This window comes from Victivallis lenta (genome assembly GCF_009695545.1).
GTDB classification, from domain to species: Bacteria; Verrucomicrobiota; Lentisphaeria; order Victivallales; family Victivallaceae; genus Victivallis; species Victivallis lenta.
The window spans coordinates 26300-52583 of the sequence record NZ_VUNS01000016.1 but is presented as its reverse complement, the minus strand read 5'-3'; the positions used below and the strand labels follow the sequence as shown (position 1 = coordinate 52583).

At 62.2% G+C, this 26284-nt stretch carries 24 protein-coding genes; 10 read left to right on the top strand and 14 right to left on the bottom strand.

All coding sequences use genetic code 11. The features are described 5' to 3' along the window. Positions 1-77: 77 nt before the first annotated feature. The 7 genes from tatC to aspS are packed head-to-tail and all read right to left on the bottom strand — an operon-like array spanning position 78 to position 6133. A complete protein-coding gene (tatC, locus tag FYJ85_RS14215) occupies positions 78-989 on the bottom strand; it encodes a twin-arginine translocase subunit TatC (protein WP_154419295.1) in 912 nt (303 codons plus the stop codon). Beyond that, positions 986-1219, bottom strand: a complete 234-nt coding sequence (locus FYJ85_RS14210; protein ID WP_106053747.1) for a Sec-independent protein translocase subunit TatA/TatB — start codon at positions 1217-1219, stop codon at positions 986-988. The genes tatC and FYJ85_RS14210 overlap by 4 nt, the downstream gene beginning before the upstream one ends. Positions 1220-1231: 12 nt before the next feature. Beyond that, a complete protein-coding gene (locus FYJ85_RS14205; protein ID WP_154419294.1) occupies positions 1232-1951 on the bottom strand; it encodes an NAD-dependent epimerase/dehydratase family protein in 720 nt (239 codons plus the stop codon). Continuing rightward, positions 1948-2703 carry a DUF3047 domain-containing protein gene (locus FYJ85_RS14200; protein WP_177996301.1) on the bottom strand — a complete coding sequence of 252 codons (756 nt, stop codon included), beginning with the start codon at positions 2701-2703 and terminating at the stop codon, positions 1948-1950. Before FYJ85_RS14200 ends, FYJ85_RS14205 begins: the two co-directional genes overlap by 4 nt. Positions 2704-2744: 41 nt before the next feature. After that, entirely contained in the window at positions 2745-3326 is a 582-nt protein-coding gene (locus FYJ85_RS14195; RefSeq protein WP_158704051.1) for a lytic transglycosylase domain-containing protein, read from the bottom strand. A gap of 5 nt (positions 3327-3331) precedes the next feature. Further along, complete coding sequence (locus FYJ85_RS14190; protein ID WP_154419291.1) at positions 3332-4324, bottom strand: hypothetical protein; 993 nt, start codon at positions 4322-4324, stop codon at positions 3332-3334. A 3-nt stretch (positions 4325-4327) separates the two neighbouring features. Further along, positions 4328-6133, bottom strand: a complete 1806-nt coding sequence (gene aspS / locus FYJ85_RS14185) for an aspartate--tRNA ligase (protein WP_154419290.1) — start codon at positions 6131-6133, stop codon at positions 4328-4330. 99 nt (positions 6134-6232) lie between these two features. Between aspS and FYJ85_RS14180 the strand changes: the two genes are divergently transcribed. Together FYJ85_RS14180 and FYJ85_RS14175 are read left to right on the top strand one after the other, a co-directional pair. Then, complete coding sequence (locus FYJ85_RS14180) at positions 6233-6892, top strand: tetratricopeptide repeat protein (protein ID WP_154419289.1); 660 nt, start codon at positions 6233-6235, stop codon at positions 6890-6892. Beyond that, positions 6882-7541: a hypothetical protein gene (locus FYJ85_RS14175; RefSeq protein ID WP_106053754.1), complete on the top strand. Its 660-nt coding sequence runs from the start codon at positions 6882-6884 to the stop codon at positions 7539-7541. The genes FYJ85_RS14180 and FYJ85_RS14175 overlap by 11 nt, the downstream gene beginning before the upstream one ends. A gap of 140 nt (positions 7542-7681) precedes the next feature. On the opposite strand, the gene FYJ85_RS14170 is transcribed toward FYJ85_RS14175, so the two are convergent. Genes FYJ85_RS14170 through FYJ85_RS14160 form a run of 3 tightly spaced genes read right to left on the bottom strand, consistent with a single transcriptional unit; the run spans position 7682 to position 11297 of the window. Continuing rightward, entirely contained in the window at positions 7682-9238 is a 1557-nt protein-coding gene (locus FYJ85_RS14170) for an NAD(P)/FAD-dependent oxidoreductase (RefSeq protein ID WP_154419288.1), read from the bottom strand. Then, positions 9235-9927: a CvpA family protein gene (locus FYJ85_RS14165; RefSeq protein ID WP_154419287.1), complete on the bottom strand. Its 693-nt coding sequence runs from the start codon at positions 9925-9927 to the stop codon at positions 9235-9237. Before FYJ85_RS14165 ends, FYJ85_RS14170 begins: the two co-directional genes overlap by 4 nt. Positions 9928-9929: 2 nt before the next feature. After that, entirely contained in the window at positions 9930-11297 is a 1368-nt protein-coding gene (locus FYJ85_RS14160; protein WP_106053757.1) for an ATPase, T2SS/T4P/T4SS family, read from the bottom strand. 280 nt (positions 11298-11577) lie between these two features. Here FYJ85_RS14160 and FYJ85_RS24460 point away from each other — a divergent pair, with 280 nt between their 5' ends. The 3 genes from FYJ85_RS24460 to rlmN all read left to right on the top strand — a co-directional run bounded on the left by FYJ85_RS24460 (position 11578) and on the right by rlmN (position 14500). Continuing rightward, positions 11578-11667: an AURKAIP1/COX24 domain-containing protein gene (locus FYJ85_RS24460; RefSeq protein WP_106053758.1), complete on the top strand. Its 90-nt coding sequence runs from the start codon at positions 11578-11580 to the stop codon at positions 11665-11667. A gap of 135 nt (positions 11668-11802) precedes the next feature. After that, entirely contained in the window at positions 11803-13434 is a 1632-nt protein-coding gene (locus tag FYJ85_RS14150; protein ID WP_106053759.1) for a tetratricopeptide repeat protein, read from the top strand. Positions 13435-13438: 4 nt separating this feature from the next. Then, positions 13439-14500, top strand: a complete 1062-nt coding sequence (gene rlmN, locus FYJ85_RS14145) for a dual-specificity RNA methyltransferase RlmN (protein ID WP_206213203.1) — start codon at positions 13439-13441, stop codon at positions 14498-14500. A 203-nt stretch (positions 14501-14703) separates the two neighbouring features. Here rlmN and FYJ85_RS14140 read toward each other — a convergent pair whose 3' ends face one another. The 3 genes from FYJ85_RS14140 to ilvB are packed head-to-tail and all read right to left on the bottom strand — an operon-like array spanning position 14704 to position 18435. Beyond that, positions 14704-15381 carry a hypothetical protein gene (locus FYJ85_RS14140; protein ID WP_154419285.1) on the bottom strand — a complete coding sequence of 226 codons (678 nt, stop codon included), beginning with the start codon at positions 15379-15381 and terminating at the stop codon, positions 14704-14706. 11 nt (positions 15382-15392) lie between these two features. Beyond that, positions 15393-16664, bottom strand: a complete 1272-nt coding sequence (gene aroA / locus FYJ85_RS14135; protein ID WP_154419284.1) for a 3-phosphoshikimate 1-carboxyvinyltransferase — start codon at positions 16662-16664, stop codon at positions 15393-15395. 7 nt (positions 16665-16671) lie between these two features. Beyond that, a complete protein-coding gene (gene ilvB, locus FYJ85_RS14130) occupies positions 16672-18435 on the bottom strand; it encodes a biosynthetic-type acetolactate synthase large subunit (RefSeq protein WP_206213202.1) in 1764 nt (587 codons plus the stop codon). A gap of 220 nt (positions 18436-18655) precedes the next feature. On the opposite strand from ilvB, the gene FYJ85_RS14125 reads away from it, so the two are divergent. From FYJ85_RS14125 to FYJ85_RS14115, 3 genes are read left to right on the top strand one after another with little or no spacing between them, the layout of a single operon-like run. Beyond that, positions 18656-19897 (top strand): L,D-transpeptidase family protein, encoded by a 1242-nt coding sequence (locus FYJ85_RS14125; protein ID WP_154419283.1) that lies wholly within the window; start codon positions 18656-18658, stop codon positions 19895-19897. A gap of 29 nt (positions 19898-19926) precedes the next feature. Then, a complete protein-coding gene (locus tag FYJ85_RS14120; protein ID WP_154419282.1) occupies positions 19927-20964 on the top strand; it encodes an acetyl-CoA carboxylase carboxyltransferase subunit alpha in 1038 nt (345 codons plus the stop codon). Beyond that, positions 20961-21437: a GNAT family N-acetyltransferase gene (locus FYJ85_RS14115; RefSeq protein ID WP_206213201.1), complete on the top strand. Its 477-nt coding sequence runs from the start codon at positions 20961-20963 to the stop codon at positions 21435-21437. Before FYJ85_RS14120 ends, FYJ85_RS14115 begins: the two co-directional genes overlap by 4 nt. 1633 nt (positions 21438-23070) lie before the next feature. Here FYJ85_RS14115 and FYJ85_RS14110 read toward each other — a convergent pair. Beyond that, the gene (locus FYJ85_RS14110) at positions 23071-23835 is read right to left on the bottom strand and encodes a TrmB family transcriptional regulator (protein ID WP_106053765.1); all 765 of its coding nucleotides are present in this window, start codon (positions 23833-23835) and stop codon (positions 23071-23073) included. 152 nt (positions 23836-23987) lie between these two features. Between FYJ85_RS14110 and FYJ85_RS14105 the strand changes: the two genes are divergently transcribed. Beyond that, positions 23988-25319, top strand: coding sequence for a PHP domain-containing protein (locus FYJ85_RS14105; protein WP_154419281.1), 1332 nt, complete (start codon positions 23988-23990; stop codon positions 25317-25319). A gap of 4 nt (positions 25320-25323) precedes the next feature. Then, on the top strand, positions 25324-26226 hold the full coding sequence (locus tag FYJ85_RS14100; protein ID WP_154419280.1) for an EamA family transporter: 903 nt from the start codon (positions 25324-25326) through the stop codon (positions 26224-26226). The last annotated feature ends 58 nt before the right edge of the window (positions 26227-26284 follow it).

Genomic DNA, 26284 nt, shown 5'->3' with positions numbered 1-26284 from the left:
GAGAATGCTTAAAATAAACCCGAAAGTGCATTTTCGCAAGCGTAAATCGTTAAAAAAGCGATATTTTCTCATTTTTTTCACTTTTTACCACCTCTTTTTGTGCGATAATGGCCGTTTATCATGCCGAATCTCCGATTTTTGCGCCGTTTTTTCCGGTAGGATTCACGGTAAACGGCATCCAACGCAGTTTCCGCATCGTTTTCGGGGCTCTCTTCCGCCACCGCCGCAGCCGTTCTCTCCGGCACGGCAGAGCGGGCAGGCGGCGGTTCTTCCGGCGGCGGATTCCGCGGACTGCACCGGGCGGCGACGAGCAGCGCCGCCTCGAACAGCAGCCAGGTCGGCACACCGAGCAGAAGCTGGCTTACGACGTCCGGCGGCGTCAGGAGGGCTGCAAGAATAAAAATGACGGTGACCGCCAGCGGCCGGCTTCTTTTGAGCGTGCCGACTTCAACCACGCCGCACCGGACCAGCAGAACCATGACGACCGGCAGCTGAAACATGACGCCGAAACTCAGGGCGAGCAGTCCGACCAGATTCACGAAGCTGCCGATTCCGATCACGGGAGCCAGCGACTCCGAAGCGTAGGCCGCGGAGAATTTCATCATCAGAGGCACCACAAGGAACAATCCGACCGCAGCGCCGGCGAGAAACAGCAAGGTCGCCGCAGCGACCGCCCTTCCGGCCGCGCGGCGCTCGTGCTCGTACAGCGCAGGCGCCACAAAGCGGGCCGCCTGCCGGAGGATCACCGGCATCGCCGCGACGACCGCCAGAAACAGTCCGAGCTTGAGCTGCACGATCAGCGGCTCCATCGGGGTGAAATAGTTGAGCTTGAAATCCGGCGGACAGGTGAACCTGACGAGAAAGCCGAGCACCTCCGGCGCCGCGAAGAAGCCCGGAACCAGGAGCACGCCGACCGCCGCGACGCTCCGCCAGAGCACCTGCCGGAGCGCCTCGAGATGGGTCAGGAAGCCTGCATCGGAAGCGTTCATTTTTCTTTCTGACCGGAGTCCGGCAACTGCCGCTCCGAAACGGTCCGTCCGTCCTGTTTCTCCGGCTCGGCGATGCTCTCTTTCACTTCATCCACGACCGAATCGCGCGCGTTCTTGAACTCGCGTGAAGCCCTGCCGAGCGCACGTGCAACTTCCGGAATCCGTTTCGAGCCGAAAAAGAGCAGCACCACGCAGAAAATCACAATCAGTTCCGTCCAGCCCATGCTCATGTCCAGTCTCCTTTACCGTATATAGCTTCTGAAACACTTCCACAAATCGAACTCGAACTTCCCTTCCGGGCGAATTTCCGGATCGAACGATTCGAGCAGCCGGGCGATCCCGGCAACCTCCATTTCATATTCGTGCGGAATCACGGCCGGATTTTCCGGTGCCGGTTCCACGGCGAGCCGGAACAACGCCTCGGCCAGGGTATCGACGGCAATCAGCTTCACGCTGCCCGCGCCCGGATGCACCTCAAGCGGACGCCCCTCGGCCCGCAGCTTGCAGAAGGTCGAGACCACAGAATTGTAAAAGGGGCGGCCGCCGGGCCCGAACGCATTCGGCATCAGAACCCCGACCGACTCGATGCCGAGCTCCGCGGCGAGCGCGTCGAACCGCGCCCGCCCTTCCCGCTTCGATGCATGATACGGACTCTCCTTCGCCTCATGCGTGGTGGAGCCGAAGAGCACGCGCCGGATTCCGGGCGTTTTCCGAACAGCCGCCGCGACCTGCTCCGTCAGGGCCAGGTTGGTCCGGAACAACGCCTCCGGATCGGTGCTCCGGCTCTCTCCCGCCAGGTGGACGACCGCTTCGCAGCCGGCCAGCTTTTCCGGCAGGAGACCGCGGCTGAAATCGTCGCGGACGATCCGCACCGCACCAAATCCGGCTTCACGGTCGATCCGCAGCGCCAGCGCACCGCCGATGAAACCGCCTGCGCCGGTGACTGCTATGCGGCGCATCATTTTTTCCCCGGCTCCTTCTTCTCCCGCACCGGGATGAACTCGATGAAATCGACTTCCGCCCGGCTGTTCGAGCCGGAATACTGGCTGTTGGCGCCGACGCTGATGATGAAATACGAATCCGGCATCTTGCCGTACGCCTTGCGGTAATCCTCAACCACGTTGCGCTCTTCGACCACCCACTCGCCCGCGGGGGTCGTCCCGTTGCGGACCGTCCGGTGGCTGACGGTCATCATGCCGGCGGCATATTTCCGAAGTCCGCTGGACTCAAGCGGCGTATCGACTTCCCAGCGGTAACCGACGCAGCGCTGTTTCAGCAGCGTGCCGTCGCCGAAGTAAAGGACGACCGCCTGGTCGTCCGGCTCGGTCTCCCCGGGCTTGATCACGATCGGCTTCAGGACTCGCCAGCGCCAGCGCATGACCGGGGTTTTCTCAAGGTCCACCTTCGATGGAGCCGCCAGCATGACGCCGGTCGACTTGTTCGCCTCCACCACCATGACCTTGCCCTGCGACGCGGTCGGCTCGGAGCCGATATAAAATTTGGTCCGCGGCACCAGAAAACGGCTGCCGTCGAACTTCCAATCCCTCTTCAGGGTGACCGGATCGTCAAAGTCGTTGCGCCACGACGCATCCGGCGACGGCTTCTGCTCTTCCGCAACAGCTTTGATTCCGGCGCCGGCGGCCGGAGCCGTCTCCGCCGCGGGCAGCACTGCCGCGGCTGCGGCCAGCACGAACCCGAAAACAACGCGTTTCATCTCTCTTTCCTCCTTGAAAAGCCGCGCGGCAGACGTTCCGTCTACTGCTGCCGGCGCTCCTCTTCCAGATAGTTCCGGTAACGTTCCATGATCTTCGTCACATAACGCTTCGTGCTCGCAATCCGAATCCGGTCGATCACGTCGCCGTCGAACTTCGCCGGCTTCCATTTATCCGCCCGGCTCTCCCCGGCGTTATAACGGGCCAGCGCCAGCTCGGCGCCCTGCCGGTACTTCGCGTACCGCCGCATTCCGCGGGCCAGGTACCAGCAGCCGATCTTCAGGTTCGTCTCCGGATTCAGAAGTTCCGTGACGTCCGGCGCCGGTTTCCCGTTGACCCGGGCCCATTCGGCCGCGGCCCCGGAGGGCAGCACCTGCATAAGCCCCACCTCTCCGGCCCGGCCCCGCGCAAACGGATCGAAGCGGCTCTCCTGAAAAATCACCGAGCGGACCAGAAGCGGGTCGAGCCCGTTCCGCCGCGCCGCCGCCGCGATCTCCGGCGCAAACCGCGTATCGTCGACGACGCAATCCCGCAGCTCCTCGCGGAACCAGAACGCCGCCAGCACCAAAGCCAGCAGCACGATACCGGTCCAGCGGAGAAGCAGAATCGTTCCGCGCCGCTTCAAGCGCATCACTTCCCGCCCGGCCCGACTGCCGGCCCGACACCCGGCGGAACCGGGTCCGGCGGAGCGATCCGCTTTTTCGCCTGGGACTCCAGAAAACCGCCGAGACGGTCCGCCAGAGATTTCGGGACATTCAATTCGAGAATCACCCGGTCATTGTCCGGAATGATTTTCACCTGCTGCAGAAATTCACGCCCGAGCGCCGGATCGTCCGCAAAAAGCAGCCCCGCGCCAAGCTGCAGGTAAGTGGGCAGGAGCATCGCAATCTGCTGGGCGCTCGCGGCGTTCGCGCAGAGCGCACTGCCGTCCAGCCGCCACCCTGAGCCGTCGCCGGCGACATTCAGTTCGAGATAAGCGGTCCGCATCCCTTTGAGAAACATCAAGGACAGATCGTTCTTTTTCTTCTTTCCTCCCGTCAGCGCCTCGACACGGAGGAAGCTCCAGGCCAGCGGTCTCCCTTTCGGCGCCGTGACCAGCGCGCGCCGCGCCTCCGCCGGGGCGGCGAGGCCGGTGAAAAACGGGGCGATATACTCCCGTTCCGTGGCAAGCACGACCTGCGGCTCAAGATAGGTCAGCGCGATCGTGATCCGGCTGGAGACGATCGAATCGGCGGAGAGCAGACAGTAAAGCTTCCGCCCCCCCTCGCCGGAGATCAAGAAACGGTCCCCGAACTTCCGCAGACGGCTTGCGAGGGCCTGCTCCGAAAGCCGCGTTTCGGCCAGCATGCCGCGCAGGCGCCTGCCGCCGCCGACAAAAAGCAGCTCCGAACAGTCCTCGAGCCGGATGTTGTAATCCCGCTCGAAATCCTCCAGAAACGTCTTCGCGTCGGAATTCGTGCTGAGCTCCTTGAAAAACGACAGCTTCCGCAGCGCATCCGCATCGACGGAAACCGCATATTCGGTTCCGGCCGGAATGTATTTCAGCAGCGCGTCTCCCGCCGCCGCGGTTACTGCCGCAAATGCGAGAAGAAGCAATCCGAACCGGAATCGAACTGTATGCATCGGTCACCCCTGCGGCGTTTCTCCGGCGGCCTTTTCCTGCCGCTTCGGAAGTTTGACTTCGATATGGAGCTCGCGGAGCTGCTTGACCGACACTTCGGCCGGAGCATTCATCATGAGGTCCTGCGCCTGCTGGTTGAACGGGAACGCAATGACCTCGCGGATGTTCGGCGAACCGGTCAGCAGCATGACCATGCGGTCCACGCCCGGGGCGATGCCGCCGTGCGGGGGCGCCCCGAGCTTGAAGGCGTTGATCATGCCGCCGAATTTCTCATCGACCACGCTGCGGTCGTAGCCGGCGATCTCGAACGCCTTGTACATGATGTCCGGACGGTGGTTCCGGATCGCGCCGGACGACAGCTCGATGCCGTTGCAGACGATGTCGTACTGGTAGGCGAGGATATCGAGCGGATTCCTGTTCAACAGCGCATCCATGCCGCCCTGCGGCATCGAGAACGGGTTGTGCGAGAAGATGATCTGCCCGGTCTCCTCGTCCTCCTCGAACATCGGGAAGTCGACGATCCAGCAGAATTTGAACACATTCGGATCGATGAGCCCGAGCTGCCGCCCGAGCTCCGGGATGACCGCCCCGCCGATCTTCTGCACCGTCTTCTTCGTATCGGCCAGGAAGAAAAGCGCGTCGCCGGACTCGACCTTGCCGGCCTGCTTCAGCGCCGCAACGATCTCCGGCGTCAGGAACTTCACGATCGGGCTCTTCTCGCCCTCCTCGGTCCAGATGATGTAGGCCATGCCCTTTGCGCCGTTCTCCTGCGCGAACTTGATGAGATCGTCGAAGAACTTGCGCGGCTTGCCGGCCACCTTCGGGGCCTTGATCGCGCGGACCACGCCGCCCTTTTCGACGGTTCCGGCGAACGCCTGGAAGCCGCAGCCGCGGAAGTGTTCGGTCACGTCGATCATCTCGAGCGGGTTGCGCAGATCCGGCTTGTCCGAACCGAACCGGTCCATCGCCTCGCGGTACGGCAGACGCACGAACGGCGGCTTCGAGAACTCGTTCGCGCTGAACTTGCCGAACACATCGTCAAGCAGCCCCTCGATTACGGCGAAGATGTCGTCCTGCTCGACAAAGCTCATTTCGACGTCGAGCTGGTAGAACTCCCCGGGGCTGCGGTCGGCACGGGCGTCCTCGTCGCGGAAACACGGCGCGATCTGGAAGTAACGGTCGAACCCGGCCACCATCAGCAGCTGCTTGAACTGCTGCGGCGCCTGCGGCAGCGCGTAGAACTTGCCGGGATGCAGCCGCGACGGCACCAGATAGTCGCGCGCGCCCTCCGGACTGCTCGCGGTCAGGATCGGAGTCTGGAACTCGTTGAAGCCGTGCTCGGTCATATAGCGGCGAATCTCGGCGATGACCTGACTGCGCAGGATGATGTTTTTATGCAGGTCGTCGCGGCGGAGGTCGAGGAAACGGTATTTGAGCCGCATCGCCTCCGGCGCCTGGTCGTCCTTGGCGACCTGGAACGGAATCACGTCGGCTTCGCCGAGAATCTCCATATCGGTCGCCCGGACCTCGATTTCACCGGTGGCCAGTTTCGGATTGACCGTCTCGGCCGAGCGGGCGACGACCCTGCCGTCGAAACGGACGACGGTTTCGACCCGCCAGCGGTCCAGAGCCTGATAGAACGCGCACTCCGGATCGATGACGACCTGCGTGATGCCGTAGTGGTCGCGCAGGTCGATGAAAATGACGCCGCCATGGTCGCGGACGCTGTGAATCCACCCCGAGATCCGGACCTCTTTGCCGACCTCAGTCTTGCGAAGCTCCCCGCAGGTGTGGGTGCGATAGATGCTCATCTCTTTTCAGTTCCTTGAATCGTTTGAATTTTGGTGTATACTCTCTGATGAAGACTAATATAGCACGGTTTTATCAATTTAAAAGCGGGGTTTCCGATCATGCGCCGGAATCGTGTCGTAAAAATCATCTCGACTCTCATCATGCTGTTTTTCCTGGCAAACGCGGTTTACGCCCTGCTGCTATGGGGCCGTTCGACCGGTGTTGCCGGAGCGATTTTCAATCTGCTGACGGTCGTCTCCTGCGGCGCGATCGCCTGCTGCATGTTCGCGTGGCTCTATCTGCCCGGCCTCATCGACAGCCTGTTCCTCATGCGCCCGACACGGAGCAGGCCCGCTCCGCTGCTCTCTCCGGTCGAGGTGCTGATCAGGCAGACGCGCTACGGCGAGGCGCTGGAGCGTCTCAACCTGCTGATCGAGGCCGGCCCGGAATTTCCCACCGCGTGGATCATGCGTTTCGACCTGCTGCGCGGCCCGCTCGGGCAGCAGGAGGAGGCCCTGAAAAGCGTGGAAAAGTATTTCATCCGCCCGAAACGGCTCCGCTCCGAAGGGAATGCGAAGCTCGCGCTGCGTTATGCGGAGCTGGCCGGAGAGCTCGGCAGGCAGGATGAAGCAATCCGGCTCCTCACCGCTGAACTGCACCGGCTCGGCACCGGATACTCGAAGACCGAGCGCCGGTACCTCGGCAGCATGCTCGCCCACCTGCGCGACGAAAGCAGAACAGGGCGGCCGGAAACGCGCGGAGGAGCCGATGTGGCTTGACCGCCTGAAACAATATCTCGGACTCGGCTGCCTGGTTTTCCTCGCCGTCATGACATTCCGCTCCTTCGGGATGACGGCGGCCGCCATGCAGCGCAACGACCGGCTCGGGGCCGTCCTCGCCCTGCTGGCCGCGCTGCTCTGGGCCGCCGCGGCCGGCGTGACGTTCGTTCTGCTCTATCTGCGCGGCATCGCGGAGGATATGATCGATACGCTGCTGGCCCCGCGCCGGTTCCGGGAACGGCCCGCGCCCCTGATCACGCCGGTCGAAGTCATGATTCGTGAAGAACGGTTCGAGGCCGCGCGGGAACGGCTCGAAGCCATGCTCGAAGCAGACCCGGACGTGCCTCTTCTGTGGCTCATGCGTTTCGATCTGCTGCGCGGCCCGCTCCACTCTCCGGAGGAAGCGATGCGGACGGCGGAACGCTATTTCGTCCGCCCCGACCGGCTCCGTTCCGACGACAATGCGAAGCTCGCGCTGCGCTACGCGGAGCTGGCCCGCGAACTCGGGCGGCAGAACGAAGCGATCCGGTTTCTCACGGCCGAGCTGCGCCGCCGCGGCACCCGCTGCTCCCGGGCAGAACGCGCCCTGCTGGCCAACATGCTCGAGGCGCTGAAAAAAAACGATTTACGCCGCATGCATCTTGAGTGAAGTTCAATGGAGAAGCCCCGCCTCCGGCGCGCGCGGGCGGCTTCCCGCCCGGGGAGCTTCAAGATCGCGGAGGGCAAACCGCCCGTTATGGCGGCACAGCACGGATTTTCCAATCCCGCCGAACTGCTGCCATTGATCCGTCAGGTCTCCTGCCGGAGCAGGGCCTCGGCCACTTTCAGGCCGTCAACCGCGGCGGACATGATGCCGCCGGCGCAGCCGACTCCCTCGCCGCACGGATACAGTCCGGACAGATTCGACATCAAAGAGTCCGGTTCCCGGTGGAAGCGCAGCGGACTCGACACGCAGGTCTCAAGCCCCACGAATTTGCCGTAACGGATAAACCCCGGATTTCCCCGGTCGAAGTGCCGCAGCGCGGCCCGCAGCGCCGTCGCCAGCTCCGGCGGGATCAGCCGGTCGAGCCGCCCCGGCACGATGCCGGTCGCACAGCCGGTCCGGGCCAGGGAAAGCCCGTTCCGCCCGGACAGAAAGGCGGCGGCATCCTGCGCAGGAAACGCGTAATCGCCCCCGCCCGATTCAAAGATGCGGCGCTCGAATCCGGCCAGGAATTCGTACGCCTCCGCCGAACTGCCGAATTTCTCCGCCGGCAGCGTGGCAATCAGGCAGCCGTTCGCAAATTCGCCGTTCCGCGCATAATCGCTCATGCCGTTCGACACGGAGTGGCCGCGCCACGCCGTCGCATTCAGGATCTCCCCGCCCGGACACATGCAGAACGAGCTGACGCCCGGCACTCCGTTCCCGGGACGGGAAACCAGATGGTATTCGGCCGCGCCGAGCGCCGCCGGGCGGCTGTCGAGATGATACATCGCACGGTCGATGAAGCTCTGCGGATGCTCGATGCGGCAGCCGATCTGGAACGGTTTCAGGAGCGCGCCCGCTCCCTGCCGGGCCATGCGCTGCACGAGTTCCCGCCCCCCGAGACCCGGCGCCATGATTACCGCCGGAGCTTCGATCCGGTCACCGGCGGCGGTTTCGACGCCGATGCAGCGGCCGTTTTTCAGCAGGAGGCCGGTGACCTCGGTCCCGAACCGGAATTCGCCGCCGAGCCCGATGATGCGCTTCCGCAGGTTCGCGGCAACGGCGCGCAGCTTGTCCGAACCGATGTGCGGACGCTTCAGATAGCGGATTTCCGGCGGCGCACCCGCCCGGGCCAGCGTATCCAGCACGAAAGCGGCGCGGATGTCGCGGGTGCCGGTATAGAGCTTGCCGTCCGAAAATGTACCGGCCCCGCCTTCCCCGAGCAGCAGGTTGCTCGATTCGTCGAGTTCGCGGCTTTCGAGAAAGCGCCGGTAGTCGGCATAACGCTCCTCGACCCGGCGCCCGCGGTCGAGGATCAGCGGCTTCGCCCCGGCCAGCGCCAGCGCCAGCGCGGCGAAAATACCGGCGGGGCCGGTGCCGACCACGACCGGATGCAGAAGCGCCGTCCGTTCCGGCAGGTCGAGGCGGAGCGGCAGATGGAACTCAGCCGGAGAATCCTGTTCGTCCACATCGAGCTCAAGGTTGTAGAGCAGCACCGGAACACCGCGCCGGGCGTCGATGCTCTTGCCTGTGATGCGGAAATCCCGCAGCTGCACGACAGGAATGCCTTCCGCCCGCGCAGCCATGCCGCCGATCCGGTCGTCAATGTCGGCCGGAGCCTTCGTCGAATCGACCCGGAAACCCGTGATTTTCCGGATCACTTGTTCATTTCCTGATCCCGCTGCTCCTTCTGCTCCTTCACATTCTGGAGCATGCCGGGCTTCTCCTCCGCCGGGGGAGGCGGGGGCAGCGGTTCGCCGTTCTTCATCGCCTCGTACTGCGCGCGCTTCGCCTTCAGCTCCACAGCCGCCGCGTCGGCGGAGGCGAGCAGCTCCCCGAGCCGTTCCCGGCAGGCCGTATTGCGGCCGGACTGCCCCGAGAAGAAATTGACGCCGCGGGTCACCGCCATGACGCCCCGGACCGAAGCGGCCTCGACCGATTCGGTCCTGAGCCCGAACGGCAGCTCCGTCTTGAGCGGAGTAAGGCAGGCGGCGATGCCGAGAAAGCTGACCACGGCGACACCGGTCAGGAAGCCGAACAGCGCACCGCCCGCGCGGTCGACCGCCGGCGGAAACGCATAGTGGTTATTCTGCGGATTCAGGGAGTTGAACACGATCAGCAGCACAACCCAGACCACAATCGCCACCGCATAGATCGCGACCACCGGCTGCATCGACTCCGCGCCGGAGGGCAGGAAGCCGAAAATCGGCGATACGAGCTTTTCGCTCCACATGCCGAGATAAACAGCGAAGGTGAAACAGATGAATTTCGTGAACATGCGGTAAAACATCCGCTGAAAGCCGATGAGCGCGCAAATGACCGGGATTCCCCAGAAAATCAGCAGTTCCATTTCTATTCTCCCTTTCTCGCAATCGTCTTCACCACCCGCGCGGCCTCATCCCGTGTAATCGTGCCGTCGTTGACGAGGATATCGAGTTCTTCCATCAGCCCGGTGCCGTCGCCGCCCTTGCCGATGGCCTGACGGACCATGTCGATGGTCACGCCTTTGGTTTCGAGCGCGCTGTCGAGCGCGCTGCGGTCAGGCAGGTCGAACACGGCCGCATAACCGCCCCCCGTCTTCCGGGCCAGCGCCTGGCTCAGAAGGCACAGCGGCATGCCGCCGAGCATGCGCGGCGTGATCTCCCATTTCTCGAACCGGGCGAACGCCTCCAGCGGCGTCGCGCAGTCGAGCACGGCGACGGATAACTTGCCGTTCCGGGCGAAATTCACGGTGAGCCGCGCACTCTCCGCATCGTTCAGATTCCCGACCGCCAGCGTATCGGCGCCGTCGTTGATCGCATTGCCGAGCAGTTTCAGCAGCGTATTGCCGCGATGCGGATCGACTTCGTTCTGCATGACATTGTCGAGCTTGAATTCGACCGGGCTTTCAAAAGAGGCGATCCGGCGCTCCGCCAGCTCCGGCGACTGCAGGATTGAATACATCGTCGTCGTGAGGCCGCTGCCGGGACGGCCGAGCAGCAGAACCAGCCCGCTGCCGCCGCCGAGCAGCTCACGCAGCTCGGCCAGGCCGCCGGCCGGAATGCCGAGCCCCTCCAGCGGCGGAACCGCTTCGATCGTTCCGAGCCGGACCACGATCTGCTCGCCGCCGCCGGAGCGCGAACTCTGGGCCGGGCAGTTGAGCGGCGCCTTGCCGGTCTGCAGGAAGAAGCCGCCGGACTGGCTGCTGCGCCGCTCGCTCGTCGACATTCCGGCCGCGTGCTTGAAGGCGGAGACCAGACTGCCGCCCTGCAACGCACCGAGAGAGGAGATGTTCTCCTCCGCGCCGTCGATCCGGAACCGGACATGATATTCCCCTTCCAGGTCGGGCTGCACGATGACCCGGGTGGCTTTGCGTTCGACCGCCTCCTGCATAAGTTGATAGACCGTCTCCATCGCCTCGACGGCGGGCGGGCGGTTGTCGAGCGGCGTCACCGGATTCCCGGCGCGGTCGGTCAGCAGCGCGACCGGAGCGCCGCGCTTCCCCTTGCCGCGCACGACGACCGGAACGGACGCCCCCTCCTCGCCGCTCTCCTCCTTCCTGAAAGCGGATGACGCCCAGACGCCGAGCAGGACGAACGGCCCGAAGAAGACGGCGGCCAGATTCAGCCACTTCCTTCCCCGGGCATTCTCGCCGATCTTCCCGCTGATAGAATCGAGGGCGTAAACGCCGGAAAAAATCCAGCCCAGCAGAATCAACACCGCAAACAGATTGTAAAGCACGACGCATTCCTTTCCGGCGCGTTTCGTCTTTCCGGCCGCGCCTGGCCTGTTTTCTAGAAAAATACCGCGTTGCGCTCTTTTTTTCAACCGCGCGGGACCAAATTTCCCGTGAATAACCCGTAATCTGCCGCCGCGGACCCGGTATTTCCGTAAAAAAACGGCAAAAACAGCAAAAAAATCGCATTTTTTTCGTTTCGGAGTGAGCAATTTTTCAAAAGCGGGTTAAATTACAGTGATTATGTACAGGAAACGTACAAACTCAAACAAATGAGAGAGAATCATGGGCAACCTGAAAAAGAAACGGCGTAAGAAGATCGCCAAGCACAAGCGGAAGAAGCAGCTGAAACTGCTGCGGCACAAGAAGAAATAATCTCTTCGGTATGCCAGCTGCGCCCGATTCCGGTTGTCTTCGTCCTGCGATCGACTGGAGTTGGGCGTGTGTTTTTTCCGGGAACAGAGTTTTTCACTCCCCGTCCGGGGGTCAATCCGAAAGCATAGACACGCCATGAAAATTTCAGCCAAGCTTACGCTTCTTTGCGCCCTGGTCGGGAGCATCTCCCTTTCAGGCGCCGAAATCACCGCAGACAACCTCGCGGAAACGCCGGCCGCGCCGGCCGCGGCACCGAAGTTTTCCGCCGCCGCCGAAGCACGGGTCCGCGCGCTCGAGAATTTCATGACGGCGACCAAGAGCCGCAACCGTGACGAGCGGTTCTCGCTCTTCCTCGAAGTGCTGCGCGACGATCCGGCGGCAATCCCGCCGCGCAACTACATCCGCGGCATGGTCGACACCCGGGCCGACGCCCGCAAAATCGCCCGGCCCCTGCTCGAAATCTCGCGCGCCAATCCGAACGTGCCCGGGCTGGCGGCGCTGGCCGGCCAGATGTGTTACGCGGCCAATCTGCCGCCGGCGGAATATCTGGACGATATCCGCGGCATCCTCGACGGCGTCTCCGAACCGGACAAGCTTCCGGATGATGAGAAAAACGAGTATTACAACATCATCGGCGCCTACTCCTCGGCTTTGAAGCAGGTCCGCGATTACCGGACCGGCACGCATTATTTCGAATCGGAACTCGACCGCGAGGCTTCGGCGTACCGTTCGATGCTGCTCCGTTTCGCCGTGGATTTCGAGCACTTCTTTTCCCGTTACGGCAAGCGCGACTCCCGCTGGTTCGGCCTTGCCGACAGCGACCGCCGGGCGGCGGAAAAACGGTTCGAACAACTGTTCACCGAGCTGGAATCGCTTGAAAAGGACGCTTCCCCGGAGGAGCTTGAGCGCAACATCGATTTCTATTTGTCGGTCGGCAAGCCCGAAGCGGCGCTCCGGGCGGCGGAACGGCTCGTGAAAGCGTCGCAGCAGCCTTCGAACGAAACCCGCTACGCTTACGTCGCCATCGAAGCGAAACAGTTCGACAAAATTCCGCCGATCGTCGAAAAGCTCAGCAAGATCGACGGCTGGAAGGGCGTGTCGCAGCTGATCAGCATCAACAGCCTGATCGCGCAGGGCAAATACGACGAGGCGCAGAAGGAGATCGGACAGCTCAAAGTGCCGATCGCACGGGACGAGTTCACGCTGAAAGTCCTCGAAGCGAAGAAGGACTACAAGGCGATGCGGGACGAGCTCAATGCGATGGAGAAGCGTCTCTCCCCCGGAGTCGACGTCGATCTTGCGAATGCGCTCCGCCAGCTGATCGTCGCCGAAAAGCTCCGGGACGTCGAACTCCTGAACCGGGTCTGGAAGCTGCTGGCCGACACGAAGCAGATCGAATCTCCCGACGCGGCAAATTCGGTCGGTTATGTGGCGGCTGAACTCAATGTGCGCCTCGACGAAGCCGCGAAGCTGATCGAAGAGGCAGTCAAGGGCGAGCCGGACAACTACGCCTACCTCGACAGCATGGCGTGGGTCCTTTACCGCCAGGGCAGATACGACGAGGCTCAGAAGTACATTGATCTCGCCCTGCGCGCCTCCGAGCAGGAGCTGGCCCGCGGCGTCATTTACGAACATCTCGGCGACATCCTGCTGGCCCGCGGCAAGAAGGCCGAAGCGCTCGCCGCTTACCGCGAAGCGCTCGACTATGCGGCGGACGACGATTTCGATCCGGCCCGGGTCGAAGCGAAATGCAAAAAACTGGAGTAGCCCTTTGAGTGTCGAAGTTCCGAAGAAGCCGTTTCTGGCCGGTTCGCTGCGCGAAGAGCTTGCCGCCTGGTGCGTGAAGGAGTGCATGGCGAAATTCCGGGCCAACCAGATCGCGGAGTGGCTCTACAAACACGGCGTAATCGACCCGGCGGAAATGAAAAACCTGCCGCTGCCGCTGCGCGGAATGCTCGATTCCCGGTTTTACGCGCCAGGCAGCCGCGTCACCGAGACGGCCGGAACGCCGGGAGGCACAGAGAAGCTTCTCCTGGAGCTGTTCGATGGGGAAACCATCGAGATGGTGCTGATTCCGGGGCGCGAGGAGCGGCTGACCTTCTGCCTCTCGACGCAGGTCGGCTGCCCGGTGCAGTGCCTGTTCTGTGCAAGCGGCCGGGGCGGACTGGTCCGCAATCTCTCTGCGGGAGAGATGGTCGAAGAGTTTCTGCTCGGCTCCCGCCGGGCCGGCCGGCGGCCCGACAATATCGTGTTCATGGGGATCGGCGAAGGACTGTTGAATTTCGACGAGCTCCAGAAGACGCTTCATATCCTGAGCGCGCCGGAGTATTTCGGCATGTCGCCGCGGCGGATCACCGTCTCGACCAGCGGCTACGTTCCCGGGATGCTGAAGTTCGCGGAGCTCGGGAAGGAGTATACGCTTGCAATTTCGCTGCACGCTCCGGATGACGAAACACGCGCGAAAATCATTCCGGGAAAGGTGCGCTACCCGATCTCCGAAATCATGGCGGCGGCGGACCGCTACCTCGAAAAAGCCGGCCGCATGGTGACGCTCGAATACACGCTCCTCGACGGCATCAACGATTCGCCCGCAGCGGCGCAGAAGATGGCCCGGCTGGCGCGCGAACACCATGCGAAGATCAATCTGATTCCGTATAATGCAACCGACTCGAAATTCCGGCGTCCTTCGCCGAAAGCGATCGCGGAATTCGAAAAGATGATTTCCGATGCGGGCGCGCATGTAACGGTGCGGACGGAGCGGGGCAGCGAGAATGCCGCGGCCTGCGGCCAGCTGCGGGCGCGGCACGGCAAACACCGTGCGGAGAAAAATTGATCACTTTGCACAGAGCGGCAACGGAGGAGCCGCCCTCAAGGCTGACTCGCGCACTCGCGCCGAAAGCGGAGTTTTCCCAATAAATCCCGCCGGGGATACTTGTACGCGGCGTCAAAAGTTCAAGCAGGTCAATGAAGCACAATGCAGCCCTTGCGGAATTCAGGGACCGTCCCTTCAGGAGGAGCGGGAGGCCGGCGCCCGCTTTACGGCTGCCGGCGCGGTTCGAGTTCGCGCCTGTTCGCGTCTGATTGCCCCGAACCGATCCGGAACAATTCATCCGCAAGCGGCGGATTCCATTCGACCTTCTCGACTTTGAACGGCTCACCGTCGATCAGAAGTCCTTCTGGAATATTGCGCCCTTCCGAAACGAAAAAGCCGGTCGGCGAAATCCGCCGGGTAGAACCGTCATGCAAAACCGATAGCGACTCCCAAAGTCCCGTCTCCCGGTTTACCGCGATCAGCGCCGTGGTCAGGTAACGATCGCGCCGCCCGAGCAGCGTACAGGTGTCTCCATCCGGCTCCGGGAACAGTTTCAAATTTCCGAACAGCTCCGGAACCGGGCGTAGCGCAAACAGGAACTGAAAAATCCAGGTCGCGTCGTTGCCGCCGATCGTGCCGTTGCTCCAGCAGCGGCGGCCGTCGTAAAGAATCGTAACTTTGCCGTCCTCACGCAGCAGACTCCGGTTTCCCTTGCGCAGATATTCGATCTTCAGTTTCCCCGACAGCACAATGCGGACCGATTCAACCGGCTTCGCCTCCCGACGGTGTGTGGCGGCATAGAGCTTCGCGAGAATTTCATTCCGCGTCGGCGGCGTTTTGGCGGCACCCCATAAAAACGGCGGAAACATCAGGAGAATAAAGATGATCCGCCAGTTTTTCATGATACAGCAACTTATTGTATGACAGTGAAATCCGCACCGATATTCTGAAAATCACGGATAAAGTCCGGATAAGTGACGGACGCGGCCTCCGCCCCGTCAATCACGGTTTCTCCGTCGGCCGCCAGCCCGGCGACCGCCAGTGCCATCGCGATGCGATGGTCGGCAAAGCTCGACACCTCAGCGCCATGAAGCCGGCCGCCCCGGATGATCATACCGTCCGGCAGCTCCTCGATATCGGCCCCCATTTTTCCGAGCTCCGAGGCCATGACTGCGATCCGGTCGGTCTCCTTGACCCGCGCCTGCGGCACATTCAGCAGCCGGGTTTCCCCTTCGGCCAGCGCCGCCGCAACCGCCATGGCCGGGAGCGCATCCGGCGTTTCGTTCATGTCGATCGAGCATCCCCGGAGCCGGCCGCCGGTCGGACCGACCGTCAGTTCCGCGCCGTGCCCGATCTTCGCGCCCATCTGCTCGAAATAGGAGAATACCTTTTTATCCCCCTGGGCATCCGTGAAGTCGAGATTGCGGATCACGACGCCGTCGCCCGCCAGCGCCGCCGCGAGAAGCGGAAACGCCGCCGTCGAAAAATCGGCAGGAATGACCTTGCGGAACGCCGGAATCGACTGCCCGCCCGGAATCCGCCAGTGCAGCATGTCGTCACTCTTCTCATAGCGGATGCCGAACGAATCAAGCCACGCGAGCGTAATGCCGATATACGGCTTTTCATTCAGGAAATCGAGGTCAACCGTCGAATCCTCCGCCAGCGTCGGCAGCAGAAAAAGCAGCGAAGTCAGAAACTGCGACGTCGTGCCGTCCACCCGGGTCGCCCCGCCGGAGAGCGGCCCTTCGACCGTGAACGGACATTTGCCGTCGGCCGATTCAATCCGGCATCCGAGCGGAGCGAGCGCATCGAAAAGTCCGGCCATCAGCCGGGTCCGCAAGCTCTCGTCGCCATCGAAGCGGATCGGAAAGCTCTGCTTCGCGCAAAGCCCGGTCAGCATCCGCATGCCGGTGCCGGAGTTGCCGAGGTCGAGCGTCCGCCCCGGATCGGTAAAGACGCCGCCGGTTCCGGTGATCTCCCAGACATCGTCGTGTTCGCGGACCTTCGCGCCAAGCAGCCTGGCGGCCTCGAGGGTCGAGCGCGTGTCGGCCGACTCGAGCGGCGCGACGAGCACGCTTGTGCCGTTCGCGGCCAGCGCCGCCGCAATGCCGCGGATCGTGTGGGACTTAGAGCCGGTCACCGCGATTTCGCCGCGGAGGCGAGAGGGCCTGACCAGAAGCTTCATCTTCCCCTCACTCCATGATGATCGAAGTGTAATCGCCGCCCGGCGGAATCATCGGCAGCACGTGTTCGTCATAGCCGGTGTAGACGTCCAGCAGGAACGGGCCGTCGCAGGCCAGCATCTCTTCGATGGCCGGCTCGAGCTCCTCGCGGGTGAACACCCGCCGCCCCGGAATCCCGTACCCCGAAGCGATCGTAACGAAGTCCGGGTACGGGAGGCCGGTGCAGATCGTGCCGTCACAGCCGTCGCAATGCTTGCCCGCTCCCTTGCCGTTGGCCCCCTTGCAGCGGCCGAGCACGGTGTTGCCGCGATTGTAGTTGTAGAACCGGTCCTCCCACTGAGCAACCATGCCTAAATGCTGGTTGTTGAGGATGATCATCTTGACATCGATCTCCTCGACGAAGAGCGTGCCGAGCTCCTGGATGTTCATCTGGAAGCTGCCGTCGCCGTCGATGTTGATGACGGTTTTATCGGGACAGGCGACCTTAGCCCCCATCGCCGCCGGGAGCCCGAACCCCATCGCGCCGAGTCCGCCCGAAGTCAGCAGCTGGCGCGGGAAACTGTAATCGTAGTACTGCGCCGCCCACATCTGATGCTGCCCGACGCCCGGCACGATGACCGCGTTGCCGCCGGTCAGGCGCGACAGCGTCTGTATGACGAACTGCGGCTGCACGTGGTTCAGCTTGGTCTTGTAACTGTTGTACGGATATTTCGCTTTCCACTCCGCAATGCGGGCGAACCAGTCGGCGTACTCCCGGCGCATCGGCTTCTCATTGAGAGCGGTCAGCACATCCTTGATATTCGCGACAATGCCGAGGTCGGCCGGTTTGTTCTTGTTGATTTCGGAATCGTCGACATCGACATGAACGATCTTCGCCCGGGTCGCGAATTTCTGCGGATTGCCTGTCACCCGGTCGTCAAACCGGGCGCCGAAGGCGAGCAGGAGGTCGCATTCGTTCGCGGCGTAATTGCCGTAGACCGAACCGTGCATGCCGAGCCAGCGCAGCGAAAGCGGATGTTTCTCCGGAATCGCGCCGATTCCCATCAGCGTGGTCACGACCGGAATATTGTAGCTTTCGGCGAACTTCACCAGTTCGGCGGAAGCTCCGGCCGAAATGATGCCGCCGCCCGCATAGATGCAGGGACGCTTCGAAGCCGCGATCATCGCGCGAATGCGGTCCGCGTCCGCCGGATCGAACACCGGGTCCGGGTGATAATAATTCAGCGACATCGGCACGTCGAAGTTGAATTCGACGCGCTGCTGCTGGATATTCTTCGGGATATCGACCACGACCGGACCGGGCCGGCCGGAGGCCGCGAGGTAGAACGCCTCTTTCATGACCTGCGGAATATCTTTCGCGTCGAGCACGAGAAAGCTGTGCTTGACGATCGGCCGGGTCACGCCGATGATGTCGGTCTCCTGAAAGACGTTTTTACCGATCATCGAGCTCGGCACCTGCCCGGTGATGAAAACGGTCGGAATCGAATCCATATATGCGTCGGCGATGCCGGAGACGAGGTTCGTCGCGCCGGGTCCGCTGGTCGCCATGCAGACTCCGACCTTCCCGGAAATCCGGGCATAGCCGCCTGCCGCGAACGCGCCGCCCTGCTCATGCCGCGGCAGAACCACGCGCATTTTCGACTTCGAGAGCGCCTGATGCAGCTCAATCGCCTGCCCGCCCGGATACGCAAATACGACTTCAACCCCAAGGAGCTCCAAGCATTTGATGGTGATTTCGCTGCCTTTCATGAGGTTGGTCGTCTGTGTATCCATGGTTTTTATTTCCTTAAACTGTAAAGATTTTCCCGGTTTTCTGCGAATGAGGAAGCGCAGGCCGGGGTCATTTTCAATTCCGGTCCGGATTCAGTCAAGCGATAAATATACCGCTCTTTCCGGTAAAAATCAAATTATCTCATTGAAAAACAGGGATGTTGCACTATATTAATTCCTGTTTCGCTGTCATGTTAATCAACCGGAAGGGTGAAAATCAGGTATGGCCAGGATCGATTACGAATTCGATCATGCAGGGGAGGGAAAGAGCCGGACAGGTATTTACGTTCGTCTCATCGTCATCTTCCTCGTGGTCGCCGGACTGACCGCCGGGCTGATCTATTACCTGATTCCGAAATCGGATGACGGCTCTGCCGTCTCCGACCCGGCGGCGCACGAAACGCAACTCCCCTCCGCCGGGGGGGAAACGGAACCGCCGAGTGAAGCCGGGGAAACGCCGGCGCCCGGCAATCGGCCGCCGGACGGGAGCGGAGAAACGCAGCTGCCCGGCGAAGCAGAGGCCGAAACTCCGATCGAAAACACCGGCACGGCGGAGGAGGAGCCGAAAGTGGAGGAGCCGCTGCCGGTTCCCGCCGATGCCACGCAGACCCCGGAAAAGGGAAAGCCGTGGGTCGGAGACCCGATCATCGACCGCCCGGATGTGCCGCAGACCGAAATTCCGGCTGACGTGAGACCGTCGCTGGACGCTGATTTCAACCGTGCCGAAAAGAGCCTTGCGGAGAAGAATTACCCCGATGCCGCCGCCGCTGCCGGAAACATCCTCTCCAGCCCTTCCGTGATTCCGTTCTCCACGGAATGGCGGCAGGCGGCCGCGCTGCTCACCGAAGCGAATCTGGCCTCGTTCGACGCCCGTGAGAACATTGAAAAATACATGCTGGTCCATCCGGTGAAACCGGGCGAAAGTTACAGCGCCCTCGCCGCAAAGTACGGGACGACCATCGAAGCGATCAAACGCCTGAACGGGATTCCCGCCGACAATAACGTGCTGCGGCTCGGCCGGCGGCTGCTGATTTATCCGGGGCCGTGGAGAATCGTGGTCCGCAAAGGACCGCGGCTGCTCGAACTTTACAACTGCAGCCGGCAGGCCGGACAGAGTTCCGACCGGCTCTACGCCGTTTTCGACGTCGGCCTCGGGCGGCTCGGCAAAACGCCGGCCGCGAGTTTCGTCATTTCGAGCAAACTCCGGAATCCGGACTGGTACTCGCCGGAGGGCGGCGTAATCAAGTACGGAGACCCGGAGAATCCGCTCGGCAACTATTTCCTGAAACTCGCCCCCACCGGCTCGCCGGACCGGCCGCTGCTCGGTTACGGAATCCACGGCACGCAGGATGATTCGGATATCACGCGCTCCCTCAGCAACGGATGCATCCGCATGCGCAACGCCGATGTGGAGACGCTTTACACCATCGTACCGGGCAGAACTCCGGTCGAAATCGTCGAATAGGCATTACCACTTCAAGGGAGTTAACAATTATGCCGGAAACCCATCTGGAATTCGAGAAACCGATCGTAGAGCTGCGCAAAAAGCTGCAGGAATTGCAGGAGCTCTCCGAAAACAACCAGCTCGACCTTTCCAACGAGATCAATTCGCTGACCGAGCGCATGAATCAGACCATGAAGGAGATTTACAGCAAGCTGACGCCGTGGCAGCGGGTTCAGCTCGCCCGCCACCCGGAACGCCCGTACACGCTCGACTACATCGACCATCTCTTCACGAATTTCATCGAGCTCTCCGGCGACCGCCGTTTCCGCGACGACAAAGCGATCGTCGGCGGTTTCGCGAAGTTCCAGGGCAAACCGGTCATGGTCATCGGCACCCAGAAGGGGCGCGACATGAAATCGAACGTCTACCGCAACTTCGGCTGGCCGAGCCCCGAGGGCTACCGCAAGGCGATGCGCCTGATGCAGCTGGCCGACAAGGCCGATGTGCCGATCATCACGCTGATCGACACTCCGGGAGCCTTCCCGGGCATCTCCAGCGAGGAGCGGCACATCGCCGAAGCGATCGCGGTCAATCTGCGCGACATGTTCGCGCTGCGGGTGCCGGTCATTTCGGTCATCATCGGCGAGGGCGGTTCCGGCGGCGCAATCGGCATCGGCGTCGGCAATCGGGTCCTCATCATGGAGAACGCCTATTATTCGGTCATCACGCCGGAAGGATGCGCGGCGATTCTCTGGAAGGACCGCAAATTTGCGCCGCAGGCAGCCGATGCGCTGCAGCTGACCGCCGAGAAGCTTCTTGAGCTCGGCATTGCGGACGCCATCATCCCGGAGCCGTTCGGGGGAGCCCAGCGCGACCATGAACAGGCAGCGAAGCTGCTCGGCGAGGTTCTTGCGAAGCAGCTTTCGGAGCTGCGCAAGCTTTCGGGCAGCAAACTGCGCGAACAACGATACGAGAAATTCCGGTCCATGGGCAGATTCATCGAAGGAGCGCTTCCGGCTCCGGGAGAGCAGGAATCCCCGGAAGCGGCTGCGCCGGAAGGAGACGCCGCGAAAGAGGCGGTCGAGTGAAAAACCTTCTGACGGTCCGTGAAGCGACGGAAGCCGATGTAAAAAAGATCCATGAACTGCTGGTCATCTATTCGAAAAAAGCGATTGTGCTGGCCCGCAGCGAGGAGGATATCCGTTTCTACCTCGGCAACTTTCTGGTGGCAGAGGTCGGCGGAACGGTTCGCGGCTGCGCGGCAGCGCGCGATTTCGGGAACGGCCTGCTCGAAGTGCGTTCGATGGTGGTTGAACCGGAGTTTCAGGGCAAGGGAATCGGCCGGGCGATGATCGAGGCGCTGATCGCGGGTCTCCGCGTGAAACGCAAGCAATTCCGGTTGTTTGCCCTGACCTATCAGGTCGAATTCTTCAAGGCGCTGGGTTTTCAGGTGGTGGACCGCAGCTTGTTTCCGGAAAAGATCTGGAGCGACTGCGCAAAATGCCCGAAGAACGATTGCTGCGACGAGACCGCCATGCTGATCGAATTTTCCGCGGAATAGTGCGAAAAAACGCTGCCGGGAGATAATGAAATCAAAGTCAAGGCGGCGGAGCCGCCGTCGGCACCGGCACCCTGCCGGTCTGGGGTCCGGGGGCGAAGCGCCCCGGCCGCCGGAGGCTACCTGCGGGCGGAACGACCAGCTCACAAACCGAATCGGAGATTCGGACGGGGAGCACGCACGGTCTGTTGCGCGAATGCGCAGTAAGACCGCGCCCCGGAAGGGGCGCGCTTCCCCCTGTCTGCTACATTGACAGCTCGCATTTTAACAAGGTTTGCAGCTCCGGTCAATCGTTGTTGACCGGAACTGCAAGGCGGCAGAGCCGCCGTCGGCACCGGCACCCTGCCGGTCTGGGGTCCGGGGGCGAAGCGCCCCGGCCGCCGGAGGCTACCTGCGGGCGGAACGACCAGCTCACAAACCGAATCGAAGATTCGGACGGGGAGCACGCACGGTCTGCTGCGCGAACGCGCAGAAAGACCGCGCCCCGAAAGGGGCGCGCTTCCCCCTGTCTGCTACATTGACGGTTCGCATTTTAACAATGTTCGCGGCTCCGGTCAATCATTGTTAGTCGGGATTGCAACGCGATAACCCCTTTGACCGCTCCGCGGCATTCGCCGCGTCGCTCACACCGGGCGAAGCACCGCAATTTCATTACGGTCTTCTAAGCTGGGGCTTCGCACGGGTCTGCTTGAGGCGTTGCCTCAAACTCCACTTAAGGACTGCACGTCCTTAAGAATCCGCGCCAGGGCCGAAAGGCCCTGAACCCGGTCGCTTCGCTCCCCACAGGCGTGTTGTAACATCAGGGGGAGCGCATTCAAACAAGGTTCGCGGCTCCGGTCAATCATGGTTGACCGGAATCGCAACGCGGCAGACCCTTTGACCGCTCCGCGGCATTCGCCGCGTCGCTCACACCGGGCGAAGCACCGCAACTCCGTTGCGGATTTTTGCGCTGGGGCTTTGCCCGGGTCAGCCTGAGGCGCCGCCTCAGACTCCGCCAAGGGGCTCCGCGCCCCTTGGTACCCCGCCAGGGCCGAAAGGCCCTGAACCCGGTCGCTTCGCTCCCCACAGGCGTGTTGTAACATCAGAGGGAGCGCATTCAAACAAGGTTCGCGGCTCCGGTCAATCATGGTTGACCGGAATCGCAACGCGGCAGACCCTTTGACCGCTCCGCGGCATTCGCCGCGTCGCTCACACCGGGCAAAGCACCGCAACTTTGTTGCGGATTTTTGCACTGGGGCTTCGCCGGGTCAGCCTGAGGCGCCGCCTCAGACTCCGCCAAGGGGCTCCGCGCCCCTTGGTACCCCGCCAGGGCCGAAAGGCCCTGAACCCGGTCGCTTCGCTCCCCACAGGCGTGTTGTGACATCAGGGACGCGCATTCAAACAATGTTCGCGGCTCCGGTCAATCATGGTTGACCGGAATTGCAACGCGGCAGACCCTTTGACCGCTCCGCGGCATTCGCCGCGTCGCTCACACCGGGCGAAGCACCGCAATTTCATTGCGGTCTTCTAAGCTGGGGCTTCGCACGGGTCTGCTTGAGGCGTTGCCTCAAACTCCACTTAAGGACTACGCGTCCTTAAGAATCCGCGTCAGGGCCGAATGGCCCTGAACCCGGTCGCTTCGCTCCCCTTACGGTTGTCAGGCATGCTCGTGACTGCTTTTCGGCTCCTCCGCAACCTCCCAGATGCAGTTCCAGATCGTCCTGACCAAAAGCGACAATTCACTGCTCTCGATAATCATTGCGTAGTTCTCCTTCAGCGCCGAAATGACCGCAACCCGGTCATCATACAGATACAGCCCGGCCGAATTCTCAAGAATCGGCTTCGGCAGGTAGCGCACACGCCGCAGGTGCTGTTCCCCGTTCTGCATATAATCCAGATCGTCCTCTTCCCCCCGGATCCGGATCGCATTCGACCAGATGCCGCGCTCGAGCCGCTTGCGGTAATAATCGCTCAAATGCTCCTCACTCGAATTCTGGATCATCTCCCGCACCCCGCCGAAATAAAAGTACTCCCCGCTCTTGACCGCCAGCAGCTCCTCGTCAACCGCCTCCATCCCTTCCGGTCCGACATAAACACGCACCCTGGGGCGGCGGCTGCCGCCGCGGTACAGCGCCTGCAGATCCGGCAGCAGCCCCTCCAGCGTCCGGCGCCGTTCGTCTTCGGCCAGCCGCAGCCGGTTCGGGTCCTCGGCGGAAAAAAGCTTGCGGCCGCCTTCAAAAGTCTCCGTGACCAGCGCCCGTTCCTTCAGCACGTCAAGCACATCGTATACCGTCGGATGTTTGAAGCGGGTCGCCTTCGCAATGTCAATGGCGGTTCCCGTGCCCAGCTGCAGAAGCGCAAGATAAACTTTGGCCTGACGGCCGTTCAGACCGAGCTTTTCGAGCTGATCGATGATGTTCATTGCCGTGTCCTCCCGATATGTCGTAAAAAATCGACATCTTTTATTTGTCGAATCCGGGTTGAAATAAGCATTACGGAATAATATAATATCCGCAATGTTCGATTACAACCGACATCAGAATCAAACATCCGTTCTTGGCAGAGGAAAGTAAAATGAACCAGAGCGTCCAGTACTTCGATGTGTCTCCCCTCACCGTCCGGGCCGATGAAATTTCGGAGGTCCGTATCCGCCCGCGCTATGAACAGGCGGCTTTCCCGCCAGCCGAAAGAGTCCGGGTCGCCGTGGTTCCGGGACTCGGCGCAATGCCGGACGGACGACAGCTCGATTTCTCCTGGGAGAAGACCTCCGATCCGTTCGAACTCGTCGATTGGAAACTGCACGAAGACGGTTCGCTGTTCGTGCGCGCCCGTTTTGCAGGGGAACAGGAGCACATCATCATCGTGGAAGACACGGACGGCAATCTCCTCCGGGAATTCAGCGTCTACTCGCTGCTGCCGGACTGGTACGGCCTGCTCCCGTTCAAAGGGGATTTTCATGTCCACACCCTCCGCTCGGACGGAAAAGAGTCGCCCGCCTATGTCGCGGCGCGTTACCGCGAAGCCGGTTTCGATTTCCTTGCAATCAGCGACCACCACCGCTACGAACCGTCGCTCGAGGCGATTGATTACTGGAGGCGGCATCCGACCGGCCTGGCGCTTCTTCCGGGCGAAGAGGTCCATCCGCCGGAGTGCCCGGTCCACATGCTGAATTTCGGCGGCCGCTTCAGCGTCAATGCGCTTTTCCGCGAAGATGAAGCGAAGTTCCGGCGCGAAGTCGAAGCACGCATCCCGTCGCTCGGGCCGGTGGCGCCGGGCGTGAATCCGTTCGCCGTCGCCGCAACGGAATGGGTGTTCGACAAGGTGCGCGAAGCCGGAGGGCTCGCCGTCTTCTGCCACCCGTACTGGGACGTCCGCCGCCGCAACGTGCTCTCCGGAGCGCTGGTCGATGAAGTGTTCAAACGCCGAAAATTCGATGCGCTCGAACTCATCGGCGGCTTCTGGAAGCACCAGTCCGAGTCGAACGCGCTGCAGGTCGCCCGCTGGATGGAGGAGCGCGCGGCCGGGGCGGATTATCCGGTCGTCGGGCTCAGCGACTCGCACGGCACCGACGTCGGCGGCCTGTTCGGCTGGTACTATACGGTCGTTCTGGCCCGCTCGGCATCGTTCGACGATCTCGCCGCCGGCATCCGGGCCGGGAACTCCGCCGCCGTCGACGCGCCGGAGAACGAGCGTCCGCACTGCCACGGCAGCTGCCGCCTTTCGCGTTATATGCACTTCCTGCTGCGCGAATATTTTCCGCGCCACGAAGCGCTCTGCCGGACCGAAGGCGAACTCATGCTCGCCATTCTCGGCGGGGAACCCGGCCTGAGCCCGGTGCTCGAACTGCTTGCGAAGCGTCCGGCTGCTTTCCGCGAACGCGTTCTCGGCGGAGCGGAAGGGAAATAACGCCATGACTCTCGTTGCGTTCCTGCTCGTTCTCGTTTCGGTATTCCTGCATGCCGGCTGGAATTTCCTGAGTAAAAAGCAGATTCCGTCGCTCAGCTTTTACAGCCTGACGAGTACCACCGCGGCGCTGCTGTGGCTGCCGTGCTTTCTGCTGTCGGATCTGCGGCTCGGAAACCTGCCGGCCATGTTCTGGCCGATTCTGGCCGGGAGTCTGGTCAGCGAATTCATCTATATCTACGGCCTCGCCAACGCCTACCGGAAGGACGACATCTGTCTGGTTTACCCGCTGACGCGGGCGCTGCCGGTGCTGCTGACCGCCGCCGTCACGCTGCTGGCCGGAATCGGCGCGCCGCCCGGACCGGTGACGCTGGCGGGCATGGTGATTTTAAGCTCGGGCTGCTTGCTGATGCCGCTCATGCGCTGGAATCAGTTCCGGCCGGCCAGCTACCGTTCCGGCGCCCTGAAGTTCATCGTGATCGCGGCGGCCGGCACGACCGGCTACACGATCTTCGACAGCATGGCGATCCGCCTCGTCCGCGCCAGTGTGGAACAGACGGGACTCCTCAGCTCGATGGCCTACCTGTTTCTGATCGAAGCCGGGCTCGCCCTCATGCTGCTCTTTGCGGTTTCGTGCAGCATATCCGAGCGGCAGGAGTTCCGGAAACTGTTCCTGAAGACGAAAACCCCGGTGATCTCCGGAATCTTCTCGTCGACCGCCTATATCCTGATCCTGATCGCCATGACCCACGTCACGAACGTCAGCTACATTCAGGCGTTCCGCCAGATGAGCCTCCCGATCGGCGTCCTGGCCGGAATCTTCCTGCTGCATGAAAAGCCCGGCCGCCCGCGGCTGGCCGGGATTGCGCTGGTCATCACCGGACTGGTCGTCGTCGCCGTCGGCTCCTGATGAAAACACAAAGAGCGGAAACGGCCTCAACGCCGTTCCCGCCCACTCAAAGAACTTT